Raw genomic sequence first — 25,341 nt, forward strand, 5'->3', positions numbered from 1 at the left:
GAGCTTCTCAAACTCAGAAGGCGTAACATAGTCATGCTTACTGTTCTGAGCTTGAATGTCTTTTTTATATTTCCGTACCCATTTAGTCATCGTGGTGTAAGGGATCTCCAGCTCATAAGCTACCTCTGAAGCTTTTCTTCCTTCCTCCGCAACCATTTTACATACATACTCTTTATATTCGGATGAGTAATGTTTTCCCATGTGAACACGTCCTTATAAATGATAGTTATATTCTAACTTATTACCATTTTCCTGTGTCCACTTTTTAGACTAACTTAATTCTCTTTTCCAGCTGCGGTAATCAGCCCCTTTTTTTCGAATAGATAGGAAAGTACCTCTCCAGCCACCGCAAGATAGTGTTTTTAGTGGGAAATTCAAAGAATAGGGTAGTTTTCAAAAGCAGCAATCTTTTAGAAAGGTTGTTTCCTCATATATTGTTGCTTTGAAAAAAACCAAGAGACGGATTTTTGCCCACATCCCTTGAGCTTTTTCTATAATCGAAGTTCTGAGATATATAGCAACAAAGTTTACGTAAAGAGCCAATAATGAAATCTTTTTCTAAGGGTTTACTTATATGGCAAAGAGGGTATACAACACTGTTTACAGTTTTTTCAGGAAGGAATTCTATTTATGTCTTATTCTAGTGAATTAAATATCATAAAAAACCAGCACTTCAGAAACTTTGAAGAAGCGGCAGACAGCATTCTCCGCATGATGGGGAAATTAATGAACATTAATACTCTTTTCATTGCGAAGAATGACAGGAGAAGCAATGAAATTGTTAAGGTGTTGAACAGGGACAAATCCTTGCTGAGGGAAGGAGACACCCTTCCATTTAAGGATACTTTCTGTAAAGTCAGTGTGGATAAAGGCAGGGAGCTTTTAATCATTCCAGATATCACCAAACATGATTCAACCAAATCATTAAAGGTCACTCATAACCTGGGGAGCGGCAGTTTTGTAGGTATTCCTATATATTATGAAGATGGCAGCAACTATGGAACTATATGCGGGCTTGATACGGATCCCTTTTCGCTCTCTGAGGAGCAGAAGGAAATATTTGAAACGATGAGTTCACTGCTCTCCTTCGTTCTTGAACTTGACCATGCTAATAAACAGATTGAAACACTGTCGGCTCCATTGGTACCCATTACTCGAGGAGTGGCGGTTCTTCCGATTGTTGGGGTTATTAATGAAGAAAGAGCAGAAAGAATAGTAGAATTAACATTGATGAAAAGCCAGGAAATGCAGCTGGAACATCTTGTCATTGATTTATCAGGCATTACACATATCAATGATGAGGTAGTGTCTTCCCTGCTGCGGATCGTCAGTTTGATGAAACTAGTGGGCGTAGAACCTATGCTGACGGGAATCCGTCCTGAAATCGCAATGCAGGCAGTAAGGGTCCATATCAATCTGAAAGATATTCAAATTGAGGCCAATCTTGCTAACGCTTTAAGCTGGCTGGGCTTTACGCTTCAAAGAAACTAATAGACTTCTTGCCGGCCCAGAGACTGCTCTGGGTTTTGTTTTGAAAAAAGAGAAGATCTGTTGCTAAAGGCCTATGTATAAGGTAATGTTAAAAGTAAATAGACGAAAAATTATAAAAAATTACAATTACTTACATATGGGGGCTTAAATGAACACGTTAATGACTAAAAAGAGTTCGGATTTAGTGACCGACGAACTGGTAGTAAAGGCAATCGAACAACATCTGGCTATCATCCGGTTTGATGTCAACCGCCGAGTGGCTTATGTGAATGAGCTGTTCGCGAGCTCTATGGGTTACAAAGCAGCCGATATGCAGGGAATGCTGCATAAGAAATTCTGTTTCCCCTCCTTTGCTAATAGCCCGGAGTATGAAGAGTTTTGGAGAAACCTGCTTGCAGGGAACAGTTATCAAGGGAAAATAGAACGGGTGGATGCACAGGGAAACAAATTATGGCTTGAGGCCACCTACATGCCGGTTTATTCAGAAGATGGGAAAAGCGTCGTTGGTGTTTCAAAAGTGGCAACCAATATAACCAAAAGACAAACCGAAATCCTTAATATGGTGGATCACCTGAGTGAAATGTCCGAACAGCTGAATAATCGGTCAGAGATCGGCATAAAGAGAAGCAAAGAACTTCTGTCAACGATCGAAAGAATTTCCTATGAATCAAAAGAAAACAAACAAAACCTAGAGAACCTGCAGAACCAGGCGAATTTTATTACAGGTATAGTGAAAACCATCCGTGAAATCGCTGCACAAACCAACTTGCTGGCGCTTAATGCTGCCATTGAAGCAGCTCGTGCAGGCGAACATGGAAGAGGGTTTGATGTGGTCGCCAAGGAAGTCCGCAAGCTATCTGAAAAGGTAGCAATGTCAATTACAGAGGTGAAAGATAACATCGACGGTATTGTCAAGGAAGTCGGGAAAGTGTCAGACAGCATTGAAAGGATTTCCCAGAGTGTGGATGAGAGCCAGAAACAAATAGATATCGCCATGCAGGAATTTGATGCTATCAGCAGCTCAGCTGAGGGACTGGATAAGAAAGCACAGGAGTTTACTACTATCATTTGATACTTGGCTTGGCTTGCGTCATATTTATATTAAACATTAGGATCTCTCTCAGAAAAAGGAGAGAGCTCTTAATTTTCTCTCACATTAGTATTCAGTAGAATTTGCAGCTATATTTTCCCGTAAAGAAATAATAGAAAAAGGAGGGATTATATGCTGCTTCATATTGAAAGGCGTGGAAAAGGAGAACCATTGGTTTTTCTTCATTCAGGATTGCAAACAGGAACCACAGATTTCGAATATCAACAGCAGTACTTTATGGAAAGGTACGAAATTATCGTTCCTGACTTGAGAGGTCATGGAAAATCAGCAGCGAATGATCTATCAGACTTTTTCAATGATTGCGCCAGGGATTTAGCAGAAACGTTAGATCATCTGGAACTGCCTCAAGTGAATATAGCGGGATCTTCTTTAGGTGCACTAGCCGCCTTGTTTTTTGCGAAAAAACATCCCGAAAGAATAAAATCACTGGTGTTATCAGGGATTTTCCCCGAAAAGCCGGAGAATTGGTCTAAAATGCATGAACAAGATTCCAAAAACCAGATGACCCTGCTGGAGAATGAAGAAGCGGCTGCCTATAATGATGAGATACACGGAAAAGGCTGGCGCAGGTTCATTCTAATGGGACAGGATGAAAACTGGTATCCTTTTGCTGAAACAGGAGACTTATCAGAACTGCAGATGCCTGTACTGTATATGGTCGGAGAAGGGAATCCATTGGAAACCAAAGGGGCGGTACTTTACCCAAAGCAGAATTCCAACATTCATGCGGCTGTCGTTCCATTTGCCTCTCACCTTGTACATCATGAACAGCCTGAAATTTACAGCAGCGTGATGGAGGAATTCTTAAGGAATATTTGAGTGAGAAAAGAAGGCCTTATGTACTTTCGTGGGTGCTCGATCCGGGCTTTTTGTATAGCAAGATTACTTGGAAGGTGTTAGGTTTAATCCTTTAAACAGGTTCTATTAAAAGGAGAGTGTGCTTAATGAACACTGGAAGAATTCTTTTACTGGCGGTTTTGGCCGGCATATACTCCGCGATCTTAAATGAAGCTGAGGAAAGTATATCACTTGGCAGGCATTTAAGTATCACCCTTCTGATCCTCGGTGTTTTCTTGACGGGTGTTCTACTCCATAAGATAGGTAAATGAAATGTATGAAAGTGGAAAGTGGTAATCTACTTTTCTATCTGAGTTCAGAAAAACAATTTAGAGTAACAGAATTGCACATGTATCCCCTAATCCGTGTTTATAATGCCTTGAATTCTTTCCGTGCTCTATTACTCATTTTTACAGTGAAGCTTGATATGGCGCTTGTTTGCAGAGATGGAATTATAGATACCAGGAGATATTTGGTATCTATTTTTAATTGTGCTCATTTAATTGAAAGTCTGACAACTAGGTTCTTATAAATATGTCAAAATAACATATTGCCAGTAAACTCAAACCATTGATTTCCGCTGCTGTCTGGAAAATGGCGGACAATAAGAAGGAGAGGATGGATAAGCTAATCTTCTTCCCGATTGAGATTATCTCATAGTCTTTAAATAATATTACGAATGAAAAGAACATAAAACAGAGGACTGGAATGGAAAGTAAGACAGCAAGTGTCTGTTAACCCAAAAGGCTTTTCTGCTATCATTCTTTAAGAGAGTTTTATAGAATAGGGTAAGAGGATTTATCGTGGTTTAAACACTCATGAAACCATTCAATTAGCCATCCTTCTAGTATAATTAATCAAGGAAACAGTTTCGGTATTTATGGATATGTAAACCGAACCAAGCAGTCCGGTGGTGTCATTTGTCTCTGGAGGCCTTCAGCATACCATGAAAAGGACATTTGGAAAGAGCGGAATCATCGTCTCTCAGGAAATATTGCTTCCATTCGTAATTATCTTCACTTCCGTATTTTTTCAACTCTGGATGGGCTTCTATAGCATCATATTGATGGAGTCTTTTCCGGATTTGCTTTTGGATTTTCTCAGCATATCCCGGGTTTGAATTGAATTCCTTCAGGACCCACCTGGGGGTGATTGCCATCATCATGTAGGGGAAGCAGCGGCTGTCCCTGTTCTTGTGGAGCGGGGTGGCACAGTACATGAAGTACTGCTCTCCATGAAAGCAAAATTCCCAATGCGAATTCTCGGGGTCTGTTGGAATATGCGCCGGCCATTCTAGTTCGTCCTGTTCATTCAACTGGTTAAGCAGCTTCCAGAATAAGAATTCAAAATCTTCCACTGTATTTGTTTCTATAAGGGCTGCTGGTGTATCAAAAAAAACGACCAGTGTAGTATACTTGCCGAAATCACGGCTCTTTATGGAATACTGCTTAAGGATATCAGCAAGCTCGATTCCCGTGGATTCGGAACCTGGAAAACCTGCGAATCCATATCGCAGATGTTTCAAGCCATATGCCTGTGTGGCAGGAATGCAGGGGAATTTCTTATTGCTGGTCATCTTTTCGGCGAACAGGCTGATGGCATCTTTCTGCCATGGACATAACCCTTCTGTTTCTGGACTGCCTTCTTGGTATAAAACCATAAAAAAACACCCTCCTCTCAGTAAACAGGATATTACCGTCGAAGATATAGGTGAATGTCCTCTTAGTGAATGGGCGGGTGTCCTGTATTGAAATGTGTTTAATATCACGGAGCAGGAGATTTTACTCAGAGGAATACTATAAATAAAGCCGGCCATACATTGACCGGCCGGCAGTATACTTTATTTCATTTTTAAGCTTAACCCAATTAATAGCACTCCCGAGATGAGACAGACGGCCTTCATCAGTGAAATCTTCCCCGATAAACCCATCAGTCCGATTGCCGTGGTGGAAAAAAATATCGTTGGTCCTACAAGGGCCAGCAAGGTATTGATGGCAAACGCCTTCTCAAGATCATTGAATTTCAACATAAGCAAGGCAGCGCCAATTTCTATGCTTCCTGATAAAATTCTTAAAGCCACTATTGCCAAAAGAGCCTTTTCTATATAGACAAACATCCAACGTCCCCTCACTATACAGTCTTGGTATGTAGAAACATACGATCCATGAAAGAAATCGCTTGTACAATTTATGCTAAGCCTGGCGGGAATAGTAGTGAAATGAAGAAAATGCCTGCCTGTAGGAAATGTGTTTTAGAGAATAAAGGTTGAGCCAGGCTCAAATTAAAGACAAAATACAAGTAAGGGCGATCCTTTGAAAAAACTTCAACTTTTGATTGCTTTGAAACTTTCCATCTTTATCATATGTGGTTGTTTACAGATTTCTAATTCTTTTCATACTTCTCGGGAAGCGCAGATTGAATACTTAACTGATGAGGAATTTGAAAAAGTGGGACACTAGGACTAGGCAGCCCGTGCGTGAAGGAAGCCTTGGCGAAACTTGCATTCCATATAAACTTAGGGGCTGAAAATGAAGATGCAGCTGAGTATGAATAGTCTTCAGGGGATATTTCCGGAATTGATTAGTGCTGTTTTCTACTATAAAACATAAATGGGTGAATGAAAAAAAGATCAGAAAATTTTTCTAAATAGTTCAGTTTAGAGGTGCAAAACCTAAATATCCATAGTCTCTAGCATACGAATTTTCACCATTATTCGTATGCTGTTTTTTATTGATATTACAGCATATTATTTACTTTCAAGTGTGTTTTCGTATCTAATTTCACACACGTTTCCGTAACACTGAAATATATATTGTAGTCTTGTGATTTATGTAGTGAAATAACTTGCAGAATGGCAAAAAAAACCATAACGTAATTTGTCCATTATGGTTAATTATTCTTTCATAAGGGCTTCAACTTTGCAGCAAATTTACTGTTTGAAAAACGGTTTTTCTTCTACAAAGGGATCGTTTGTTGAATAAGCATTTTTATTCCTCAACAACTTCAACTTTATTTGAATCAGTTTGTGGTGGATTTGATTCCATTGCTGGCTGACCTTTGTTATACGAAACAATAACTTTTTGACCTACCTCTAACTCGTTATATTTACCCTCTTTGACAAAAAAGTAAGTGGCAGAAAAGTCATCTTGTGCTTGTATGAAAAGTTCGTCTTTGGACTTTTTCTCTATATCCTCTTTTGTGATATTTTCCATAACAAGTATTTGAAACCCACTATCATGGCGTTTTTCAATAATATATCCTTCAAAAGTTATATTGTTAAATGGGTTTCCACAACCCGATAAAATTCCGACTATAAGCATTAAAATCACTATCAGCCTTTTCAAGACAAACACTCCCTCATTTGTTCTATACCTAGATGTTATCGCAATTACCTCAAACTGTTGTTATCAATTTTACCAATCACTTGTTCCATTAAACTACCTTTAATGGAATATTGCTCCAACTTCATCTTACCATAATTCTTTCAATAAGGCTGACAGTTTTGGCTGCAGTTTACCATACGAATTAGGTTGTAAATTAGTACGAGGTTCCATATGAAAAAAGCAGTTCAATTAAGGCTGCAAATTGTGTTTTTGTACTCCAAAACTGAACTACTTAAAATTTTTCTCTGACCTTTTTCATTTAGTGCTTCATAGTAAATAAATCCTCCCTGATAACAGCTGCTGATACCGGCTTCTCTACAGGTTCTCTTTCTTTATCTGCAACAGGAACCTCATCCTCAATCAACAGTTTCCTCAAGCTTGCACTGAGTGAGTTAAAGCATAATATCGTGAGCGCAAATAGGATTAATGGCACAACTACCAGGGTCGGTGTAATAAAGATTTGGTTAATGTTTATGCTGATCGTAGCAGCCCATTCATTGGTTTGTGAGAAATATAAAGGATTGGAAGGGTCCAATCCACTAAAGGCAAAGTCTGCTATCTTCAGTCCACCGAGGGCAAGACAAGCGAGGCGGCGAGACAGAATTTGTCCTGCTTGCCGACAACCTCTGCCCCATGGAACAGCGCGAGCTTTCGAGGAACCTGAATGGCTTTCAGTTGAAATTTTTACGAGATGAACGGTATCGGTACAAGGTAAAGACCGAGCTGGAATCTTAAAAGGGTGACTATTGAATTTGGGTCGTTTTGTTTTCTGAAAGCAGGAAAAAAGGAATCCATCCTGTCCAAGTGAATCGTTGGAAGGAAGGGTTCCTTTTTCAAAAGATAAGAAAATATAAAATTTTTAATTTGAAATCGGGGAGCGTTTCTGATCAAGGCCTGAGCTTTTTTTGTTAAATCTCGATAATAATCGGTATAATCATCGGTTTCCGTTTGGTTTGCTTAAATAAGTACTGCCCGACGGATTTCATAATGCTCTGCTTGATGACTTTCCACTGCAGGTTTCCCTGTGGCAGGTCGTCCAGAGTGTCTCTGACAATGTTATTGACCTTCCTGAGCAGTGCCTCGGAATCTTTCACATAAACAAAGCCGCGGGAAATGGTATCGGGCCCTGAAAGCAGACGCTGTTCTGCCTTGCTCAATGTCAGAACGATAACAAGAATTCCGTCTTCGGAAAGCTGCCTGCGGTCGCGCAGGACAATATTCCCGACATCTCCGACACTTACTCCGTCGACATAGGTGTCTCCTGCTGCTACTGAGCGGGTCTGTCTTGCTTCTCCATCTTCTATATCAACGACCTCGCCATTTTTTATAATAAATGTATGGCCTGTTTCCACCCCGACAGATTCAGCCAGCAACCTGTGATGGTGGAGCATCCTTGTTTCTCCGTGAATAGGGATGAAATACTTCGGATTCATGAGAGTCAGCATCAACTTCAAATCTTCCTGATATCCGTGCCCGGAAACATGCATGCCGGTAGTGCTGCCTGTTCCATAAATAACATGAGCTCCAAGATTGTACAGGTTATCAATGATTTTTGACACACCTTTTTCATTGCCAGGGATAGGGGAAGCAGCCAGGATCACGGTGTCCCCAGGATCTATTGTTACATCACGGAATTGTCCAGATGAGAGCCGGCCTAGTGCGGCCATTTGTTCTCCCTGGCTGCCTGTGCACAGAATGGCGACTTTATCGGAATGGTAGGAGTCGATATCTCTATGGTCGATGATCATGCCTTCCGGGACATTGAGGTAGCCTCTTTCCAACGCGACTGACACTACATTGACCATACTGCGGCCTAGCAGAGCAAGCTTTCTGTTTGTTTTCATGGCTGCGTGAACGACCTGCTGCACCCGATTCACGTTGGAGGCGAAAGTCGAAACGAATATTTTTCCTTCAGCCTTTATAAACGCCTCATCCATATGGCTGCTGACGATGCTTTCAGAAGGAGAAAACCCTCCGCGTTCCGCATTGGTGCTTTCGGATAGCAAAGCTAAGACGCCTCTTTTACCGATTTCGGCCATTTTATGTATGTCCGACTTCTGGTTATTGAGAGGAGTCCAATCAAATTTGAAATCACCAGTATGGACTACGGTCCCTTGAGGAGTATCAAAAACAATGCCCAGGCAATCAGGAATACTGTGGCTGACGTTAAAAAAGGAGGCTTTAATGGATCCGAACTCTATCACAGAATTGGAATCAATCGGTATAAGGGTCGTTTCCCGCCTCAATTTATGTTCTTCCAGCTTCAATTCAATGAGGCCGAGGGTAAAATTGGTCGCATAGACGGGTACATTCAATTTTTTCAAAAGGTATGGTACTCCGCCAATATGATCCTCATGTCCATGGGTGACCAGAAGTGCTTTGACTTTGGCGGCATTTTCTTCAAGATAACCTATATCAGGGATGATCAGATCGATTCCCATTAAGGATTCATCAGGGAACTTTCCACCGCTGTCAATGATGACAAGGTCATCTCCGTATTGAAGGACATACATATTCTTTCCGATTTCATTACAGCCGCCCAGGGCAAAAATCGATAATAAGCTGGTACTTTCACTCATAGCTTTTCCTCCTGTTGGTGTTTTGCGCTTATCATTCCCTAGTTGTTTTGGTTCTATTTACCTTATATAACTCAAGGGATCCAATTACGTACTTATTTAGGATAACTTCGATAAAAAGAACCATAATACTTCTTATAACCATTATCTGGGAGGGTTACTATGAGATATAGAGAAGAACAGCCTTGTATAAGATGTGGGATCCCTTATTCCATTAAAGCGTTCTACTATAAAGGAAACGTTCTTATGCACTGCGGTATATGCAGAGAAGAGATACGGGAGAATAAACAGCAGAAGATGAAGCGGCTGCTGGCGGCCGAGGAAGAATTATCTTCTTAAACTTAATATATTTTATGAGGGCACTAAGTTAGTGCCCTCGATTTAAATAGGAAAACCTGTTGGTATTAAAATAAATTCAAAGAAAAACAGTCTGTCAAATTATTATGCGGCTATATCCAGGGTAAAGAATTCATATTTTTCGTTCTTACTTCTTATGAAAGAAAGGACTCAGCCTGTCAGATATTAAAGAGGAGTTATATGCAACTCTCATTCGTTTGCAGCATATACTGCTTGTGAAAGTTAGCTTCATGCAAAAAAATAGCGCGTGGCTATTTTAAGGAGGGTGGGTAGTTATGCAGAAAGAGGTGACACTGGAAAAGAACAACAGAATTTTGAAAAAAAGATTTCTTCGGTTTGCTACAACTCTGTTACCCGTAGCCCTTTCAATCATTTTGTATCTTTTAGTAAAATATATGTTTTAGAAATAGGGAGTGAATACTAATCAAATGAGCTTCTGAAGTGCAGGTTGGACGGTTTGCAAGCTTCAAGCTTCTTAATAATGGCTGAGGCAGACGGTGTGACTCTACGGTTTTTCACCCATATTTTTGCGCGAAGGAAACATTTTTAGGGAGAGCGAATATACTTTAGTAAGCACAAATAAAGGGGTGGTGAAAATGAATACTTCCGGCAGAATTCAGAAGAAGATCAACAGATATGCTGTTGTCTTTAAGGCAATGGGAATCCTTAGCGAGGAAGAATTGAATAAAATAACAGAAAAGAAGCAAAAGAAAAACTATTAAAGAACAATTTTATGGTGATATTCAACTATTTTAACTAAAAGAATTTATTTTGGTTGAAGGAAACAATTAATGTGTTGTAGAATATGGTTAAAGTGGCTGGAAAAAGGTGGTGAATAAAGTTAACACTGTAAAGCGCTAAAAGGGACTTTCCCTCTTAACGGATTAAGGCAGTAAAGTCATAAGTTGAAAGGCTTCTATATTTTTTTGTCTAAAAGTTGCACAAGGGAAACTATTATGTGGTCGGGTAACTAATTTGTCCTAAGTTAAAAACGTATGGAGAGAGGTATGTAGAGATGAAACTAATGAAAAATGCTTTTTTGACAGGTGCTGCACTTCTATTGATTTTAAGCGGATGTTCGAATAATGACCAAACAGAGGCGGAAGCAGATGGAGGTAAGATCAAGGTCACATCAACGATCGGCCAGATTAATGATATCGTAAAAAACGTGGGTGGTGAACATGTCGACTCTGCTGGTTTGATGAAGTCAGGCGTTGATCCCCATCTTTATAAGGCATCTCAAGGTGACATAAAAAAACTGGAGGAAGCAGATCTGATTTTCTATAACGGATTGCATCTTGAAGGGAAAATGATTGAGATTTTCGAGAAAATGGAAGATGAAAAGCCAACGATTGCGGTAACAAAAGATATACCGGAGGCTGATTTGTTAAAGTCTGCAGATGGATACGCGGAGCATGACCCTCACGTGTGGTTTGATATAGAGCTGTGGATCAAGGTCACTGAAACAGTGACGGAAGAGCTTTCCAACTATGACAAAGAGAATGCTGGCGAATATATAGCGAATGGAGAAGCTTTCATTCAAAAATTAGAGGAACTTGACCAATATGCCGAAGAACAGATATCGACCATACCTGAACAATCCAGAGTCCTGGTTACAGCTCATGATGCATTTGGATATTTTGGTGAAGCTTATGGCATTAAGGTAATGGGACTTCAGGGGATCAGCACGGCTTCTGAATCAGGGTCAAAGGATGTAAGCGAGCTGCGGGATTTCTTGGTTGATAATAAAGTGAAAGCGGTCTTTGTTGAATCCAGCGTGCCGAAAAAAGCCATCGAAGCGGTCATTGAAGGAGCAAAGGAAAAAGGGCATGAAGTGGAAATCGGTGGAGAACTCTTCTCAGATGCCATGGGAGAAGAAGGGACCGAAGAAGGAACGTATTTGGGAATGGTCCGCCATAACGTGGATACGATTGTCAATGCTCTGAAATAAAGGAGGAGTTAGAATGAATTCACCATTAAAGGTACAAAACCTGGCAGTAGCTTATCAAAAGAAGCCGGTATTAAGGAATATTTCGTTCAGCGTTCCTGAAGGCAGCTTGATCGGGATCATTGGACCCAATGGAGCCGGAAAATCAACGCTGATAAAATCGATACTTGAACTGATACCTTCCTTGGGAGGTGATGTCGAGATATTCGGAAGTTCATATAAAAACTCCCGAAAGCGTGTAGGATATGTGCCTCAAAGGGAATCAGTCGACTGGGATTTTCCGACGGATGCTCTGGATGTTGTAACAATGGGCCGTTACGGCCATCTTGGCTGGATCAGCCGACCAAGGAAGAAAGATAAAATGTTTGCCATGGAATGCTTGGAAAAGGTCGGGATGGCGGAATATGCCAACCGCCAGATCAGCCAGCTTTCGGGAGGGCAGCAGCAGCGCGTATTCCTTGCTCGGGCTTTGGCTCAGGATGCAGATCTGTATTTTATGGATGAACCATTTGTTGGGGTAGATGCGGCTACTGAGAAAGCGATAATCTCTTTATTAAACGAATTGAAGCAGCAAGGAAAAACGGTTCTCGTGGTCCATCACGATCTTAATACTGTTAAGGAATATTTTGATTGGATCATGCTGCTCAATGTAGAGTTAATCGGAGTAGGGCCGACGGAAGATCTCTTTACAAAGGAATACTTGCAAAAGACATATGGTGGAAAACTAACTATGCTGGACTCCGGTTCAACAGCTTTGATAGGGAATTGAGGTGATCGGATTGAACTGGCTTACTTTCTTTCAAGACCCGAATACTCAATGGATTTTGCTTGGTTCCATGCTGCTGGGGATAAGCAGCGGGGTCATCGGATGTTTCACATACCTCCGAAAGCAGTCACTCATGGGGGATGCCCTTTCTCATGCAGCTTTACCAGGAGTCTGCACAGCCTTTATGCTGACAGGAACCAAATCTATTGGCTTCTTCCTGATCGGGGCAGTTATTGCAGGTTTATTAGCCACTCTAATGATCAGCGTAATAACGAAATACTCAAGAATCAAGCAGGATTCTGCGCTGGGGATTATCCTGACAGTTTTCTTCGGAGTTGGGATTGTTTTACTGACACAGATACAGCACAGCAGCAGCGGAAACCAAAGCGGTTTGGATAAATTTTTATTCGGGCAGGCAGCCTCCATGGTGCAATCGGATGTTTACACCATGGCAGCCATCAGCCTGTTCCTGGTTGGTGTTTGCGCCTTGTTTTTTAAGGAATTTAAACTGCTGTCTTTTGATCCAGGCTTTGCAAAAGGAATCGGTCTTCCGATCTTCCTGCTTGATCAGTTCATCATGCTCCTTCTCGTAATTGCCGTTGTCATTGGCATTCAGGCAGTGGGCGTAGTTCTGATGGCAGCATTGCTGATAACACCTGCAGTATCCGCCCGCTATTGGACAGAAAAGCTGCATGTGATGGTCGTTCTCGCCGGGGTTTTTGGTGCATTAAGTGGATTTGCAGGTACCATCGTCAGTACAATGGCTTCAAATCTGCCGACAGGTCCGCTCGTCGTACTGTCAGCTACTGCACTCTTTGTGGTCAGTATCATTTTCTCACCTACTAGAGGAGTTCTGGCGAAAGTTAAAATGAGGATGGGTGCAAAGCGGAATTACGAAGAGGTATACATGAATGCTAAAGTGAAGGAGAGGTCATCATGAATGATTTCTGGATAATATTTATTGGTGCTCTCGTGGCTTGCTCCTGCAGTATTCTAGGATGCTTTCTAGTTTTAAGAAAGATGTCAATGATAGGGGACGCTATAAGTCATGCAGTCCTTCCGGGAATTGTGCTGGCATTTCTGTTTAGCGGTTCAAGGGATTCGCTATTCATGATGATTGGGGCGGCAGCACTAGGGTTGGTAACCGTGTTTTTGATACAAATGTTCCAGAATAACGGCGTGCAGTCTGATGCTTCGATCGGCGTTGTTTTTACTGCACTATTTGCAATTGGAGTGGTGCTAGTAAGTTTATTCACAAGGCAGATCGACTTGGATTTAGATTGTGTCCTTTATGGCGAGATAGCCTACGCTCCATGGGATACCTTTCAAATTGGCGGCATGAGCTTAGGCCCTGTCGCTGTATGGGGAATTGGATCCGTGTTCTTGTTGAGCATTTTGATTATAAGTTTGTTCTATAAACAATTCAAAATTTGTTCTTTCGACCCTGCGATGGCAGCTGCATTGGGAATTCCCGTTGTTTTGTTTCATTATCTTTTGATGGGATTAGTATCATTAACAACTGTCGCTTCATTTGAAAGTGTTGGTGCCATACTGGTCGTCGGAATGATTATTGTACCCGCAGCTACTGCTTATCTTCTGACCGAAAAGCTGAGCAGCATGATTTTTATCAGTATGGGTGTTGGTATTATCAGTTCCATTGCAGGATATTATCTCGCTTACTTTTTGGATGCGTCGATTGCCGGTTCGATGATTTCTGTTGCAGGCGGATTATTCTTACTTGTGTTTCTGTTTTCTCCGTCGCATGGAATTGTTGTGAAGAAAGTAATCAGAAGAAAGCTTGTTTCTGGCGAAGCAGTTTAGAAAGAGGTGATCTAAGATGCCATCACCCTCGGAAGAAAAGTATTTGGAAGAGATATATTATGCTGTGTTGGAAAATGGATATGCCAGAATTTCTTTAGTAGCAAAATCATTGAAGGTAGGGGTCTCCTCTGTTTCAAAGATGGCTGGCAGATTAGCTCAGGAAGGGTTCATTGATTACAAACCTTATGGAATTATAGCTCTAACACAAAAAGGGATGAAAAAAGGCCGTGAATTGGAGAGGAACCATAAAGTACTCGAAGAATTCTTCCGTATGGTGGAATTGGAAGAAACCCTCATTGAGCAGGAGGTCATGAATATAGCACATCACTTAAGCAATGAAGCGTTGAAAAAAATAGAAATACATGTAAAAGAGAAGAGGACCAATTCATAACATTCCTAATTTACTAAGTGATAACTGGTTTTATAACACCATTTTGATGGCCAGATTCAATGGATGAGCAGCGGATTAGTTCCTCTGCTCTTTTTTTGTTATGAGAGACTTTTGAACACCAATTTATGGTAAAATGATAATGTTTTATTGTAGAATTTAGTCGAGAGGGGAAAAGAAAGTGGTGGCAAAATCGTTTGTGAGAAAGCTGTTGGAGCCAATTCTTATCATACTTGGAATTCTGTTGGTAAGCGCAGGGTCAGGATTATTTCTTACTCAAAGACCGTCATTAAGGACTTATTGGGAGAGCTTGCGGAGTGTGCTGGTTGATTTATCACATCCGTTCCAACTTGTTTATATTAACCCCATATCGGATGTGGAGAGGGAATTGTTCCCGATTATCATTACAGCTTTCATCAGCAGTGCAAAAATTGTGTTTCTAGCTTTATTCATTGCCATAGTGGTGTCGGTTCTGCTTCTGGTACTCTTCTATTCCGCAGGGAAATGGTTCAGAGGAGTTATTAAATCCACCTCTTTTTTAGTTAGCTCGCTTCCTGATATCTTTGTCATTTCAGCTTTGCAGATTTTTGTCATTTGGTTCTTCAAACAGTCGGGAATATTATTAATCGACGTGGCCTCGGTCGGAGAGAATCAGGTGATTCTATTTCCTGCTGTAACGCTTAGTATTCTGCCGGCATTTTTCTTCCTTGGATTGATGGTGTCTTTTATCGGGGAGGAAGAGAATTTACCTTACGTCGAGCTGGCCAGGGGAAAAGGCCTGACGAAGTACAATCTGCTTTTCGTACATATGATCCGGAATATCTTGATCAGTTTAACATATCATGCAAAACAAATTGTCTCGATGATGCTTTCAAATCTATTAATCTTAGAATATCTCTTTAATGTTTTCGGTGTAACATCTTTTCTGTTCACTTATAACACTCCTTCGATCTTTGCAATTACAGCAATTCTCCTCTTTATTCCGATCTATTCTCTATTAAAAGGACTGCAATTTGTAATTAAACGGAGAATCGGGAAGGAGATGAGCTTATGAGGAATCGAACTGGTTATAAAGGGGTCGTGTTCATATGTACTGCTTTTGTAGTCTTGATGGTGGGGGGAAGCCTGGTATTCAATAATTTCTTTGATGGAGAGATTCCTCAGACCACCTTGAAATATGATGAATCAGGAAACCTGATTGGAGGAGCACCTTTCAAGCCTTCTCTTGATTTTCCTTTTGGAACGGACCGTAATGGGTATGATATGTTTTTTAAGGTACTGCAGGGAGCTCAATATACGTTGGGAGCAGCCATTCTCATTTCTATTTTAAGTTTCTTGATATCTTTTGTTTTTGGAATTGCAGGAGGTTTTCGAAATTCACGAAGCAAGTACGTGACACAGACAATCCTCACCTCTTTTTATTTTATTCCGCAGTCAATCATTGCTTATAACGTCTTGTACCCTTTACTTTGGGAGACGTCTGCCGGATTTCAGACCACTTTTACCGAGAGGGTTATATGGCAAATCGTCACCCTTGCCTTGATCACGGTCCCGACGACTGCCATTTTAATTTCCAACGAAACTCGGGAAATCCTTCAGAAAGAATTCATCTTGAGTGCCAGGGTACTTGGAGGCAGCAAGTTTTTTCTATTTAGGAAGCATCTGCTGCCTCATTTGAAAATGAGATTGTTCATCATCTTTCCAAAAATCATCATCCAAGCTTTATTGATCATTGCACACTTAGGGTTTTTCACTCTGTTCTTTGGGGGAACTGATGTATGTTATGAGCCGTTTTGTGATCCGCCAAAGCCTTTTGTACAGGAATGGGCAGGAATGATGGCGATGAACTATAAGGATATTTTTAACGCATCCTGGATATTCATGGTGCCGATGCTGTTCTTTTCACTCACCATTCTTTCGCTGAATGGGATAACTAAAGGGTTGGAAGGTTTGTCTAATTCGGAGGACAGAAAGAAAGGAATCTCTTCTGAAACGGACAGAGAAGACCGTTACGTTTCTGATTCTAAAGATGCCGCTAACCAATTTCGTCTGATATCCAAAGGGTGAATCCCTTTTTATCAGGTTTGCAGTTTGGTATAGCCTGCAAATCGGCGGTCTTAGAGAAAAAGTAGTTTACTATAGAAAGCCGCTAATAGTATTGTTGCTTATTTGCCACTTCAGTAACTAGTCAAAATGTCATATGATTTATAGGAATGAAGTTTCTTTTTTTACATAACTAGAAGAGGAGCACACTGTAACACAACCTAACTTAAACACAGCGGGTTTGGGTAGTGGATAGGCAGAAAGGTTCTCTTTTAAAGGCTCTTTTGAAAACTTTGCTCCATATAAATGTTCGAAAGCAATCATCATAATTGATCGGAAATACCCTGGTAAGCAGGAAAGAATAGAGCTGATCTACCTGTTTAGAGAGAAAACCACGAACTAAGGGGAATATCCGGCAGTTGGGATATTTTCGAAGCTGCAATTTTTGAGAAGTAAGACTGTTAAAAATACACTTTTCTAAAGGAGAGATTAAAATGAAGTCGACTGGCATTGTCCGTAAAGTGGACGAACTTGGGCGTGTTGTAATTCCTGTCGAGCTGCGCCGCACATTGGAAATTGCTGAAAAAGATTCTTTGGAGATTTATGTGGATGAAGAAAAGATCATCCTGACGAAATACAAGCCTAGTAAGACCTGCCATATTACAGGTGAAGTGTCAGAAGAAAACGTTGAGATTGCAGGCGGAAAATTGATTCTGAGCCGTGAAGGGGCCGAACAGATTTTAAGAGAAATACAGGAATCCTTTCAGGAAGAAAAATAGAGTCCCAGTTGTAAGCACCTTGTAGAGAAATTCTCAGGGTGCTTTTTTAACAGGAACTTCTCTAAAGGCAGTTTGCTGCTTTCGGAAGGCTTCCTAAAGAAGGATTCTTAGGCTGTACTTGCTAATCATTTTATTCCGATGAGTTATGAAATGCCTTTTTGAAAATAGCTCCTAAGCAGGCGGAAAGAGTGATAAGCTTGTAAATATTAAGGGAGAATTATTCCGTAAATATGAGTTTCAGCAGATTTTGACATAAATAAGGTAAGTATTTTCCTTTATATGATGCGATCGTACATAATTTATAGGTTTTACGTCTAATAAGGGAGTTTTCTTCCTTTAATTTAGCTGTTTTTCTTGCTATTTATTAAATAAGAGAATCTTTTTCCTCTATTTAAAATATTAATATCGGGCAGCTATACGGAATTCAGTTCCACCCCCAATCATTCATGACCACACCTTCTTAATAGATTTACAGGTTATCTTGAAAAAATTCGCCTTAAGGCGCTCCACTTTTATCCATCTCCTGGCTGCCGGCAATAAATCATTCATGAAACTTTAATTCTATGAAAATCGTCTAATACACAGTAATTAGACGGAGGGAAGAGTTCAAATGGGAAGTTTACTGCTAAAAGTCATTATATTCTTAGTGCTGTATGCACTCGTCATCATTTTGTTTAATACTGTTATGAGAAAAAAACTTAAGGTGAAGAGGAAGAAGATCTTTTCCTACAATCATTTAAATGAAAAACATAAAAAAATTGACTGGATGATTAGATTCAGTTTCATTTTAGTATTAATCATTAGCTATCTCTATAATATGTCACAGGAGATATATGATCCGGTCTGGTTCATGGAGACTCATACCCTGCTATTGGGATTTATCTTGTTTTCAGAGGTGGCGAGGGCCATTATGGAAAAACGATATGCAGAAAATAAAAATGACTACAAATTCACGCTGATTCAAACAGGTTTTATTGCAGTAACTTTACTATCGTTTTTTGCCACAGATTTTTTTGGGGTGTTTAATTAATACAATAATTGCTGCTGAAGCTTTATCATCCTTTCGTACACTAAACTCAGCCACACGCGGTCGTTTATATTGTGCTTTACCCTGCAGCATCATAAAAAATCAAAAGGCGCTCCTGGTATTGAACCGGGCGCCTTCTTAATGAATTATTATTCTATGTCATATGCCTGCAATCTTCTAATATTATCAGAGTGAAAAGGAGATCCCTCTGCTTCATCCACCACGCTGAAAATATTGCCGTCGGGATCATAAAAATCGAAGCACTTCATTCCGCCGAAGTCCTCAATATGAGTGGTGACAACTCCTCTGCTTTGAAGGTGCCGATGAACTTCATGTATGTCTTCAACCACAAAGTTAAAGTAGACATTTTTCTTCTTGCTATTGATTGCAAATTCTGTCGGTTGAGGAGCTGCTGTCTCTACCAGTCCTAATTGAGTGGAACCCGAAGGAAAGTAAAACCCAGCGCCATCTTCCCATTCATCAATCTTTTTGACACCCAGATTTTCTTCATACCAACTGGCAGACTTCTTAAGGTCAGTGACAGGAACAAAGACACTTCCAACTTTAAACATACTATCATCTCTCCTTTATATATGAAATTCTTATGTAGAACGAATACAATGATGAAAAGGGTACATAAAACTATAAAAATAATTCATGGTGGCAGTATGATTTTTGCAGATGGAATCAACAGTGAGAAGACTCTATAACTACTGCCTGAGTTTAACTAAGTCTGTGTGGCAGGCAGAAGATTTGCTACACGAGACTTTACTAAATGTATACAAAGTTAATAGCTCAGAACCTGAGTGCTCACCATTTCTTTTCTCTATACAACAGCAAAAAACCTCTTTATTGATGAAAAAAGGAGAAGAAGAGATACCTTTTATATAAGGAAGATTTTTATGGGGTGGGGGGTGACTATTTGGATACGACAGCTGATACTATCCACGAGAAATTATCAAGTAAGGAGATTTTTTTCATGTGGGAGACACAGACCGATATACTGGAAATCGTGTCTGGACTCCGCCTCTTTTCGAAAACCGGAAAATGAAGAAGCAGATATATAATTAAATATAAAGCAAGAATTTTGAAACCTTTCCCTTTTTGTTTCGTATTTTTATGTAAGAGAAAGAGAAAACGACCTAAACATAGAAAAGGTAGACAGGAGAAAACAATGGAACTTTTTATATTCAGTGTGTTTGCAACACTCATAATAATGATGACAGCTTATTTTTTGGTGAAATTATTTAATATAGCCTATAAAAGAAAGGTAATTACTATTCGGAAGTTCAGGATGCTGGCTTTGACCGTTATAGGGATAGCAGTGCTGGCTGCGTCAATCATGCCTTTCTTTTATCATCGGTTATTAAATGTCTTTCTATAAAATATAAAACAGAAAAGGTGACCCTCTTTGAAATATATTAAATGGATGTATGTTGTCATGGCGGCCATGGTTTTAGTGAACCTGGCAAGTGAATACATTTTAAACGGCAAATATTCTGCGATTGCCAGCTGGCTTGTTACGGCACTTTTTTTCTTTGGTACTTTATTTTATATCAATGCAAAACATTCACTTTCAAAAAAATAAAAATCCTCATAGCTTAGAAAGTAGATGGAGGTAATGTTTATGATCAGGATGACTAAGGCAGTGAACGGCCAACTCTTATTCTGGGAAGTCTGGCAGGAGTTCAACAAGCAGGTGTTCATTCAAAAGGGAATAGTCGGCAGTACGGGAGAGAAGGAAGAAATGAGAGTGAAGCTTTTTCAGAGAGCAGAAAAAGTGATGAAGGACTTAGCAGATGAAAAAACCTTGCAAGGATATGAATATCATAAGGAACAAGATTTGTTTGAGCTGATTGTTCGATACGAATATGAGGAAAACCAAGAGTGGGAAGAAACACTCGAGGTAAAAGACGAAGTTGAATACATACTGAATGAGGGGCTGGGAAACACAGGAAATGGAGCTTGCTTTGAAGGAAGTCTGGAAGCAGGCAGGGTTTCTATCGTCAACTATGTGGTTGATGTTGAGAAAGCCATTACCACCATAAACGAAGAGTTAAAGAAAACCGCCAGCATTGAAGGTGTGGAGTTATCTTTTTTCTTGGTAGAGGATGGGGAGTATATTTCTCTGGACCAAAAAGGAAGAACGGCAAAGTGAAAAGAGGCATCAGTTTTATAATCCCCAATAAATATGGAACGTTTCTGAGAGATCTATTGAGCCCAATAGATATCAGTGCCTTTACCTGGCGAATCGGAGACGGAGAATCTTATAAAATCATCGATCATGCTTTAGGTGAAGATTTATTCCCGGTAGATAAGAAAATACTGGCTGGTACGGAACTCGCTATATACTTAAAAATGCGTCAATATATCATTTTTGCTGATTTGAAAGGTTTCCGGGGCGGCGGGACGGAAAATATTGAAACTTATGAACGGTATCTAAAAAGCAACTGTGAGATTGTACTTCTGGTAGTTGATAGCTGCTATGTTACCATTTATTGCAAGAATACCGCTAAGCTGCAACTGCTACATGACAATGCCCAGACACTTAATTATCAAAATGTTGAATATATCACCGATGAAAACGATACAAGTACAAGTATGATTGCTTGGTAATAATTTGACTGAATTTATCTGAGATTTTGCTATGACAAGAGATTCTCTTTTTCCATTTGTCAGTCCCTCAGAAGCCATTCAGGCTCCCGAATAAATAGCTAAATATGCTGCTTTATACTATGTAATTATCTTGCCTCATTGACCTCTCTGAAAGCGAACAAAAATATCGGTGATGAGTTTAGAAAGACTAAATATCACGATGTAACCCAAGAAGAGATAGATATAAGGGATATCAATGTAGAATTTCAGAAAAAAATTCATGTTAAGTATGGGCTTAAAGATGAATGAAAGGCCTGCGCTCAGCAAGAGCATATACAAATAGTAATTCTTGTTGTTATTAAGAATCCACTGATACATTAAGATAAAGATCACAGGAATTAAAGAAGCATCTAAAGGGATATTGTTAGCAAGAAAAATCATCCATTGATAGGGATACTGCCAAAAGCCGTTGTTAATCCCGAATTTGTCTATATAACCGAGCCAGACATGAATATTAAAGCCGAAAAACCCAAGCTGAAGCGCCTTGCTTTTATCAATCTTAAAATAAAGGACAATCAATGGCGTGATAAAAAAGATGACCAGCAGCCAGAACTGCCACGTATCATAAAAAGAAAACTGCTGCCAATACTGCGTCCAGTCTTCTGTTAACGCTTTTTGTTTATCGTTGAGTATATCGATTATATCATTTTGTTTAGTCAATGTACGTCACCTTTTTTGTTTTTTTCTATTTTTTCCAGTAGGTTCTATTGTATGCATGGATTCCGTCGGTTAAGGAATACAGCAGGGGCAAGTAAAAGGAATGAAATTAATAACTCAATCAGCCCAAAGCTGCTTGAAGAAGGAGTACAGATGATGCATCAATTAGCGGAAAAGCTGCAGCCATTTATAGAAGGAAATTCCCTAATCAAAATCGTCGAGGATGAATTTTCATATAACATAGTCGTAGTCGAATCGGGAGAAGTTTATGGATTTGTTCATATTGAGGAAGGCAGGTTTTTGGGTTTTCAAAAAATGGAGAGTGAGGAGGTAGAGGACCAAACACCATTTGACACTTATCCAAATGTAAACAAAATGCTGGCGGCAGCCAAGTTATTTGCAGATTCATTTATTGATCGTGATGTTCACTTCAGTATGCTGAATGAGTGGAGTGACAACAGCTTCATGGTTACCTATGAAGAGCGTGACCCAGAGTTGGGCCTTCAGATCCCGCACACTGGTTTCACTCTTTTCTTTACAAGGGATGGAATTCTGACTTCGGCAAACACAGGAAAAACTGATTTTCAACTAGAGTATCCAGAGATCACGCTCTCAAGTGAAGAGGCTAAGCAGGTGTTAAAGGAATCCAACTATGTGCAGCTTGACCTTCATATTCCTGATGAACCTGGGACTGAACCCGAGCTGATTTATCGTTCGAGCCACGACATAATGAGTGTCGGAGTGGATGGAAGAATAGAGAGAGTAACTGAATTTATTGGTGCGGAGGAACTCTCGGCAGAAAAGATCTCCATCGTGCGTCCGGCCTCGACCATTGAAGAGATGCTGGGAATTAGTGAAGACTTGAAAAAAAGAGCAGCAGATGAAGACTCTGTAATCTGGATTCACCCATCGGCAGAAGAAGATGAAGAAGCAGAGCCGGTGATATCAATAGTATCTAATGAGACAGGTTATTTCAGTTACTCTAATTTACCATTTAAAATGCCTGAAGATTCTCCACCATTGGCAGTTAAAATCTTAAAAGAAAAAGCGCTGGAAGTGTTAGAACTGGTGGAAGGAAAGATTCATGAAAAATTTGTGTTGGAAGTACCAATGAAAATGGAATTAACTGAAGAGCAAGAACCTTCCGACGAGGAAGCTGATAATTTTGAGGAGGAAGAGGAAGATCTTTATCCTGAACCTGAACCTACCCAAATGTTCACCTTTTACAGAGAACATCAGGGTTACCGATTAGAAGGACTCGAAGCCCATGTGCATGTTGGCTTATACACAGGCTTAATCAGGGAGTGTTCGGTGACACGTTTAAGCCCTGAACAGACAGCCGGCTTGGAAAAGTTGAATTTGGAACCTGCCATAACATTACAAGAAGCAGAAGAAAGGGTTTTTAGAGATATAAGTATGAAGTTAGCCCGATGTGTTAAAAATTTTGACGACGAAAGATTATACACTTTATGCTATATGGTTGATTTCCCTGAAACAGGCGGCCATATCGAGAAAATCAACGCACACACAGGCGCAGTCAGTTATGTAGAAACAGGAATACTGAAAGAAAGTGATTGATTTACAGTCTTATGATCAAACGGGATTATCCTTGTAAAAGAAATAATAGGATTACCTGATAAACACCCTGCTGAAATGAGAGTATAGATTGATAAGGGCATGATTACATGGATTGCAGCCTCGAAAGATTTACAATAATTGATAAAGGCGCGATTGCAAAAAACCTGCGAATAACTCATCTTACTAATACCAAAAAGACAGCAAGAAAGCGACCCGTTAAAAGTGAGTCATTTTCCTGCTGTCTACTCTTTTTTAGGGAAGAATAACTCTTCGCACTAAACCATTCTCTTACTATTTCAGGCATTGCTCCTCTTTACGTCCATCTTCGGCTGAAGACCCGAGCAGTGCCGTTTGAAGGAAGGGACCAGTTCAAACTGGTGGGTTTGATTTTAGGAATATTATCGAGAGAGAAAGATTACAACAACTCAATATTCTTCTCCCTGCACTCCTTTAGGATCGACTCATTCCAGACAGAAGCCTGAACCTCACCGATGTGGACTTTTTTCAGTAGAAACATACATAATCGTGACTGTCCGATACCCCCTCCAATTGTGTAAGGATAATCCCCGTTCAATACGGATTGGTGGTAGGGAAGGGACTTTCGCTCATTATTACCAGCCTGCCACAGCTGGTAAAGCAGTGCCTGCTCATCAACCCTGATACCCATGGAGGAAACTTCAAACGCCGTGTCGAGAACCGGATTCCATAAAACTATGTCTCCGTTCAGTGTCCAATCATCATAATCAGGAGAGCGTCCGTCATGCTTTTCTCCGGATTGCAGAAGACCTCCGATCTGCATGATGAACACTGCACCGAATTGTTTGGCAATCAAATCCTCCCGCTCTTTAGGAGAGTGGTGAGGATAACGGTTCTCAAGGTCTTGAGTGGAGATAAAGTGTATGTCTTCAGGAAGAGTCGGAATCAACGAGCTGTGCAGTTCGGCCATATACTTCTCGGTTGCTTTGATTGCTTCATATATTTTTATTACTTCTTTTTTCAGCGTAAGAAGATTACGCTCCTCTTTAGATATTACCTTTTCCCAATCCCACTGATCGACATAGATAGAATGGAGATTATCGAGTTCTTCATCACGCCGGATAGCATTCATTTGAGTATAAATCCCTTGGCCAATAGGAAGCCCATAGCGTGATAGAGCGGCCCGCTTCCATTTTGCCAGTGACTGGACGATTTCCACATTTTCATCTTGTAAGTCAGAAGCATCAAAGGAAACGGTTCGTTCAACACCGTTGAGGTTATCGTTAAGGCCTGTATTCTTTTTTAAAAGAAGAGGTGCAGTCACTTTAATGAGATTGAGGGATTTTGCCAGCTTTGATTCATAATGATTTTTCACTTCATTGATCGCAAGTTCTGTATACAGCAAATCAAGCTTAGACCGGTACCCAGCCGGGATTTTAAATGTTTTTGTCATTCCATCATCCTCCAATGCTTTCTGCTGGATCGAATTGAATAATTTTCAACCCAGGTAAATTACTCTATGGTGATTAGCGGAGAAAGGCAACAACAACTGCAGTTTAAAATCCTAATGTATGAAGCAAGGTTGAAAAGTAGACCAACTTGAGGTATCTCCTTAGACATAGTTAGGAAATAGGTCTATAATCCAGAGTGCAATTTTTAATCAGTCATATTTCAAAACTTGATCTTCTATCGAAAAATACATATCCCGGTTTTAAAGCCTCTACGCATGTAACCAGAATCGGTCTCTGGGTACACATCTCGGTCTCGAAGCCACTACTCATGTATCCACGGCCGCCCTTTGGGTACACATCTCGGTCTAAAATCCAAAACTCATGTACCCAGGATCGGTCCCTGGGTACACATCCCGGGCTAGAAACTAAAACTCATGTATCCACCCGCGACCTCTGGATACACATCTCGGTCTCAAAACTAAAACTCATGTATCCAC

The 25,341-nt window shown here is 40.2% G+C and carries 28 protein-coding genes; 20 read left to right on the forward strand and 8 right to left on the reverse strand.

Annotated features, from left to right (window positions below; genetic code table 11):
* On the reverse strand, positions 1-201 hold a 201-nt coding region (locus FZC79_RS18010), incomplete at its 3' end, for a transposase (RefSeq protein WP_148947098.1).
* A gap of 429 nt (positions 202-630) precedes the next feature.
* Here FZC79_RS18010 and FZC79_RS18015 point away from each other — a divergent pair.
* From FZC79_RS18015 to FZC79_RS23325, 4 genes are all read left to right on the forward strand, one after another.
* Positions 631-1,491, forward strand: a complete 861-nt coding sequence (locus tag FZC79_RS18015; RefSeq protein ID WP_148948140.1) for an STAS domain-containing protein — start codon at positions 631-633, stop codon at positions 1,489-1,491.
* A gap of 148 nt (positions 1,492-1,639) precedes the next feature.
* On the forward strand, positions 1,640-2,563 hold the full coding sequence (locus tag FZC79_RS18020; protein WP_148948141.1) for a methyl-accepting chemotaxis protein: 924 nt from the start codon (positions 1,640-1,642) through the stop codon (positions 2,561-2,563).
* A 150-nt stretch (positions 2,564-2,713) separates the two neighbouring features.
* Entirely contained in the window at positions 2,714-3,421 is a 708-nt protein-coding gene (locus FZC79_RS18025; protein ID WP_148948142.1) for an alpha/beta fold hydrolase, read from the forward strand.
* A gap of 125 nt (positions 3,422-3,546) precedes the next feature.
* Entirely contained in the window at positions 3,547-3,711 is a 165-nt protein-coding gene (locus tag FZC79_RS23325) for a hypothetical protein (protein ID WP_187442864.1), read from the forward strand.
* A gap of 644 nt (positions 3,712-4,355) precedes the next feature.
* On the opposite strand, the gene FZC79_RS18030 is transcribed toward FZC79_RS23325, so the two are convergent.
* The 4 genes from FZC79_RS18030 to FZC79_RS18050 form a co-directional block, all read right to left on the reverse strand.
* Complete coding sequence (locus FZC79_RS18030; protein WP_148948143.1) at positions 4,356-5,099, reverse strand: YqcI/YcgG family protein; 744 nt, start codon at positions 5,097-5,099, stop codon at positions 4,356-4,358.
* Between the two features lie 180 nt (positions 5,100-5,279).
* Positions 5,280-5,555 (reverse strand): YqhV family protein, encoded by a 276-nt coding sequence (locus FZC79_RS18035; protein WP_148948144.1) that lies wholly within the window; start codon positions 5,553-5,555, stop codon positions 5,280-5,282.
* 871 nt (positions 5,556-6,426) lie between these two features.
* On the reverse strand, positions 6,427-6,783 hold the full coding sequence (locus tag FZC79_RS18040; protein ID WP_148948145.1) for a DUF3221 domain-containing protein: 357 nt from the start codon (positions 6,781-6,783) through the stop codon (positions 6,427-6,429).
* Positions 6,784-7,730: 947 nt separating this feature from the next.
* Positions 7,731-9,401, reverse strand: a complete 1,671-nt coding sequence (locus FZC79_RS18050) for a ribonuclease J (protein ID WP_148948147.1) — start codon at positions 9,399-9,401, stop codon at positions 7,731-7,733.
* A 159-nt stretch (positions 9,402-9,560) separates the two neighbouring features.
* Here FZC79_RS18050 and FZC79_RS23330 point away from each other — a divergent pair, with 159 nt between their 5' ends.
* The 11 genes from FZC79_RS23330 to FZC79_RS18095 all read left to right on the forward strand — a co-directional run bounded on the left by FZC79_RS23330 (position 9,561) and on the right by FZC79_RS18095 (position 18,530).
* On the forward strand, positions 9,561-9,737 hold the full coding sequence (locus FZC79_RS23330; RefSeq protein ID WP_187442865.1) for a hypothetical protein: 177 nt from the start codon (positions 9,561-9,563) through the stop codon (positions 9,735-9,737).
* A 614-nt stretch (positions 9,738-10,351) separates the two neighbouring features.
* Positions 10,352-10,477, forward strand: a complete 126-nt coding sequence (locus FZC79_RS23905) for a hypothetical protein (protein WP_262372109.1) — start codon at positions 10,352-10,354, stop codon at positions 10,475-10,477.
* A gap of 293 nt (positions 10,478-10,770) precedes the next feature.
* The gene (locus tag FZC79_RS18055; protein WP_286365382.1) at positions 10,771-11,706 is read left to right on the forward strand and encodes a metal ABC transporter solute-binding protein, Zn/Mn family; all 936 of its coding nucleotides are present in this window, start codon (positions 10,771-10,773) and stop codon (positions 11,704-11,706) included.
* Between the two features lie 13 nt (positions 11,707-11,719).
* Positions 11,720-12,472 carry a metal ABC transporter ATP-binding protein gene (locus FZC79_RS18060; RefSeq protein WP_148938264.1) on the forward strand — a complete coding sequence of 251 codons (753 nt, stop codon included), beginning with the start codon at positions 11,720-11,722 and terminating at the stop codon, positions 12,470-12,472.
* Between the two features lie 67 nt (positions 12,473-12,539).
* The gene (locus tag FZC79_RS18065; protein WP_252183389.1) at positions 12,540-13,409 is read left to right on the forward strand and encodes a metal ABC transporter permease; all 870 of its coding nucleotides are present in this window, start codon (positions 12,540-12,542) and stop codon (positions 13,407-13,409) included.
* A complete protein-coding gene (locus tag FZC79_RS18070) occupies positions 13,406-14,290 on the forward strand; it encodes a metal ABC transporter permease (RefSeq protein WP_148948149.1) in 885 nt (294 codons plus the stop codon). The genes FZC79_RS18065 and FZC79_RS18070 overlap by 4 nt, the downstream gene beginning before the upstream one ends.
* Before the next feature lie 16 nt (positions 14,291-14,306).
* Positions 14,307-14,681, forward strand: a complete 375-nt coding sequence (locus FZC79_RS18075) for a metal-dependent transcriptional regulator (protein WP_148948150.1) — start codon at positions 14,307-14,309, stop codon at positions 14,679-14,681.
* A 181-nt stretch (positions 14,682-14,862) separates the two neighbouring features.
* A complete protein-coding gene (locus FZC79_RS18080) occupies positions 14,863-15,732 on the forward strand; it encodes an ABC transporter permease subunit (RefSeq protein ID WP_187442866.1) in 870 nt (289 codons plus the stop codon).
* Positions 15,729-16,745 (forward strand): ABC transporter permease, encoded by a 1,017-nt coding sequence (locus FZC79_RS18085; RefSeq protein WP_148948152.1) that lies wholly within the window; start codon positions 15,729-15,731, stop codon positions 16,743-16,745. The genes FZC79_RS18080 and FZC79_RS18085 overlap by 4 nt, the downstream gene beginning before the upstream one ends.
* 464 nt (positions 16,746-17,209) lie before the next feature.
* Positions 17,210-17,500 (forward strand): AbrB/MazE/SpoVT family DNA-binding domain-containing protein, encoded by a 291-nt coding sequence (locus FZC79_RS18090; protein WP_187442874.1) that lies wholly within the window; start codon positions 17,210-17,212, stop codon positions 17,498-17,500.
* Between the two features lie 610 nt (positions 17,501-18,110).
* Positions 18,111-18,530 (forward strand): DUF4181 domain-containing protein, encoded by a 420-nt coding sequence (locus FZC79_RS18095; RefSeq protein WP_148948154.1) that lies wholly within the window; start codon positions 18,111-18,113, stop codon positions 18,528-18,530.
* Between the two features lie 146 nt (positions 18,531-18,676).
* Here FZC79_RS18095 and FZC79_RS18100 read toward each other — a convergent pair whose 3' ends face one another.
* The gene (locus FZC79_RS18100; RefSeq protein WP_148948155.1) at positions 18,677-19,099 is read right to left on the reverse strand and encodes a VOC family protein; all 423 of its coding nucleotides are present in this window, start codon (positions 19,097-19,099) and stop codon (positions 18,677-18,679) included.
* 602 nt (positions 19,100-19,701) lie between these two features.
* Here FZC79_RS18100 and FZC79_RS18110 point away from each other — a divergent pair.
* From FZC79_RS18110 to FZC79_RS18120, 4 genes are read left to right on the forward strand one after another with little or no spacing between them, the layout of a single operon-like run.
* A complete protein-coding gene (locus FZC79_RS18110; protein WP_148948157.1) occupies positions 19,702-19,911 on the forward strand; it encodes a hypothetical protein in 210 nt (69 codons plus the stop codon).
* A 27-nt stretch (positions 19,912-19,938) separates the two neighbouring features.
* Entirely contained in the window at positions 19,939-20,115 is a 177-nt protein-coding gene (locus tag FZC79_RS23335; protein WP_187442867.1) for a hypothetical protein, read from the forward strand.
* Between the two features lie 39 nt (positions 20,116-20,154).
* Complete coding sequence (locus FZC79_RS18115) at positions 20,155-20,685, forward strand: hypothetical protein (protein ID WP_148948158.1); 531 nt, start codon at positions 20,155-20,157, stop codon at positions 20,683-20,685.
* Entirely contained in the window at positions 20,682-21,143 is a 462-nt protein-coding gene (locus FZC79_RS18120) for a DUF2691 family protein (RefSeq protein WP_148948159.1), read from the forward strand. The genes FZC79_RS18115 and FZC79_RS18120 overlap by 4 nt, the downstream gene beginning before the upstream one ends.
* 135 nt (positions 21,144-21,278) lie before the next feature.
* On the opposite strand, the gene FZC79_RS18125 is transcribed toward FZC79_RS18120, so the two are convergent.
* The gene (locus tag FZC79_RS18125) at positions 21,279-21,842 is read right to left on the reverse strand and encodes a hypothetical protein (protein WP_148948160.1); all 564 of its coding nucleotides are present in this window, start codon (positions 21,840-21,842) and stop codon (positions 21,279-21,281) included.
* 51 nt (positions 21,843-21,893) lie between these two features.
* Here FZC79_RS18125 and FZC79_RS18130 point away from each other — a divergent pair, with 51 nt between their 5' ends.
* On the forward strand, positions 21,894-23,417 hold the full coding sequence (locus FZC79_RS18130; protein ID WP_215727444.1) for a hypothetical protein: 1,524 nt from the start codon (positions 21,894-21,896) through the stop codon (positions 23,415-23,417).
* Between the two features lie 415 nt (positions 23,418-23,832).
* Here the strand turns inward: FZC79_RS18130 and asnA are convergent, their stop codons facing one another.
* Positions 23,833-24,846, reverse strand: a complete 1,014-nt coding sequence (gene asnA / locus FZC79_RS18135; protein ID WP_148948162.1) for an aspartate--ammonia ligase — start codon at positions 24,844-24,846, stop codon at positions 23,833-23,835.
* Positions 24,847-25,341 lie beyond the last annotated feature (495 nt).

This window comes from Rossellomorea vietnamensis (assembly GCF_008180615.1).
Classification (GTDB): Bacteria; Bacillota; Bacilli; order Bacillales; family Bacillaceae_B; genus Rossellomorea; species Rossellomorea vietnamensis_D.

Excerpts from the sequence above, each read along its gene's own strand:
- FZC79_RS18015 (WP_148948140.1), top strand. The coding sequence starts at position 631 with ATGTCTTATTCTAGTGAATTAAATATCATAAAAAACCAGCACTTCAGA.
- FZC79_RS18020 (WP_148948141.1), top strand. The coding sequence starts at position 1,640 with ATGAACACGTTAATGACTAAAAAGAGTTCGGATTTAGTGACCGACGAA.
- FZC79_RS18025 (WP_148948142.1), top strand. The coding sequence starts at position 2,714 with ATGCTGCTTCATATTGAAAGGCGTGGAAAAGGAGAACCATTGGTTTTT.
- FZC79_RS23325 (WP_187442864.1), top strand. The coding sequence starts at position 3,547 with ATGAACACTGGAAGAATTCTTTTACTGGCGGTTTTGGCCGGCATATAC.
- FZC79_RS18030 (WP_148948143.1), bottom strand. The coding sequence starts at position 5,099 with ATGGTTTTATACCAAGAAGGCAGTCCAGAAACAGAAGGGTTATGTCCA.
- FZC79_RS18035 (WP_148948144.1), bottom strand. The coding sequence starts at position 5,555 with ATGTTTGTCTATATAGAAAAGGCTCTTTTGGCAATAGTGGCTTTAAGA.
- FZC79_RS18050 (WP_148948147.1), bottom strand. The coding sequence starts at position 9,401 with ATGAGTGAAAGTACCAGCTTATTATCGATTTTTGCCCTGGGCGGCTGT.
- FZC79_RS23330 (WP_187442865.1), top strand. The coding sequence starts at position 9,561 with ATGAGATATAGAGAAGAACAGCCTTGTATAAGATGTGGGATCCCTTAT.
- FZC79_RS23905 (WP_262372109.1), top strand. The coding sequence starts at position 10,352 with ATGAATACTTCCGGCAGAATTCAGAAGAAGATCAACAGATATGCTGTT.
- FZC79_RS18055 (WP_286365382.1), top strand. The coding sequence starts at position 10,771 with ATGAAACTAATGAAAAATGCTTTTTTGACAGGTGCTGCACTTCTATTG.
- FZC79_RS18060 (WP_148938264.1), top strand. The coding sequence starts at position 11,720 with ATGAATTCACCATTAAAGGTACAAAACCTGGCAGTAGCTTATCAAAAG.
- FZC79_RS18065 (WP_252183389.1), top strand. The coding sequence starts at position 12,540 with ATGCTGCTGGGGATAAGCAGCGGGGTCATCGGATGTTTCACATACCTC.
- FZC79_RS18070 (WP_148948149.1), top strand. The coding sequence starts at position 13,406 with ATGAATGATTTCTGGATAATATTTATTGGTGCTCTCGTGGCTTGCTCC.
- FZC79_RS18075 (WP_148948150.1), top strand. The coding sequence starts at position 14,307 with ATGCCATCACCCTCGGAAGAAAAGTATTTGGAAGAGATATATTATGCT.
- FZC79_RS18085 (WP_148948152.1), top strand. The coding sequence starts at position 15,729 with ATGAGGAATCGAACTGGTTATAAAGGGGTCGTGTTCATATGTACTGCT.
- FZC79_RS18095 (WP_148948154.1), top strand. The coding sequence starts at position 18,111 with ATGGGAAGTTTACTGCTAAAAGTCATTATATTCTTAGTGCTGTATGCA.
- FZC79_RS18100 (WP_148948155.1), bottom strand. The coding sequence starts at position 19,099 with ATGTTTAAAGTTGGAAGTGTCTTTGTTCCTGTCACTGACCTTAAGAAG.
- FZC79_RS18110 (WP_148948157.1), top strand. The coding sequence starts at position 19,702 with ATGGAACTTTTTATATTCAGTGTGTTTGCAACACTCATAATAATGATG.
- FZC79_RS18115 (WP_148948158.1), top strand. The coding sequence starts at position 20,155 with ATGATCAGGATGACTAAGGCAGTGAACGGCCAACTCTTATTCTGGGAA.
- FZC79_RS18130 (WP_215727444.1), top strand. The coding sequence starts at position 21,894 with ATGCATGGATTCCGTCGGTTAAGGAATACAGCAGGGGCAAGTAAAAGG.
- asnA (WP_148948162.1), bottom strand. The coding sequence starts at position 24,846 with ATGACAAAAACATTTAAAATCCCGGCTGGGTACCGGTCTAAGCTTGAT.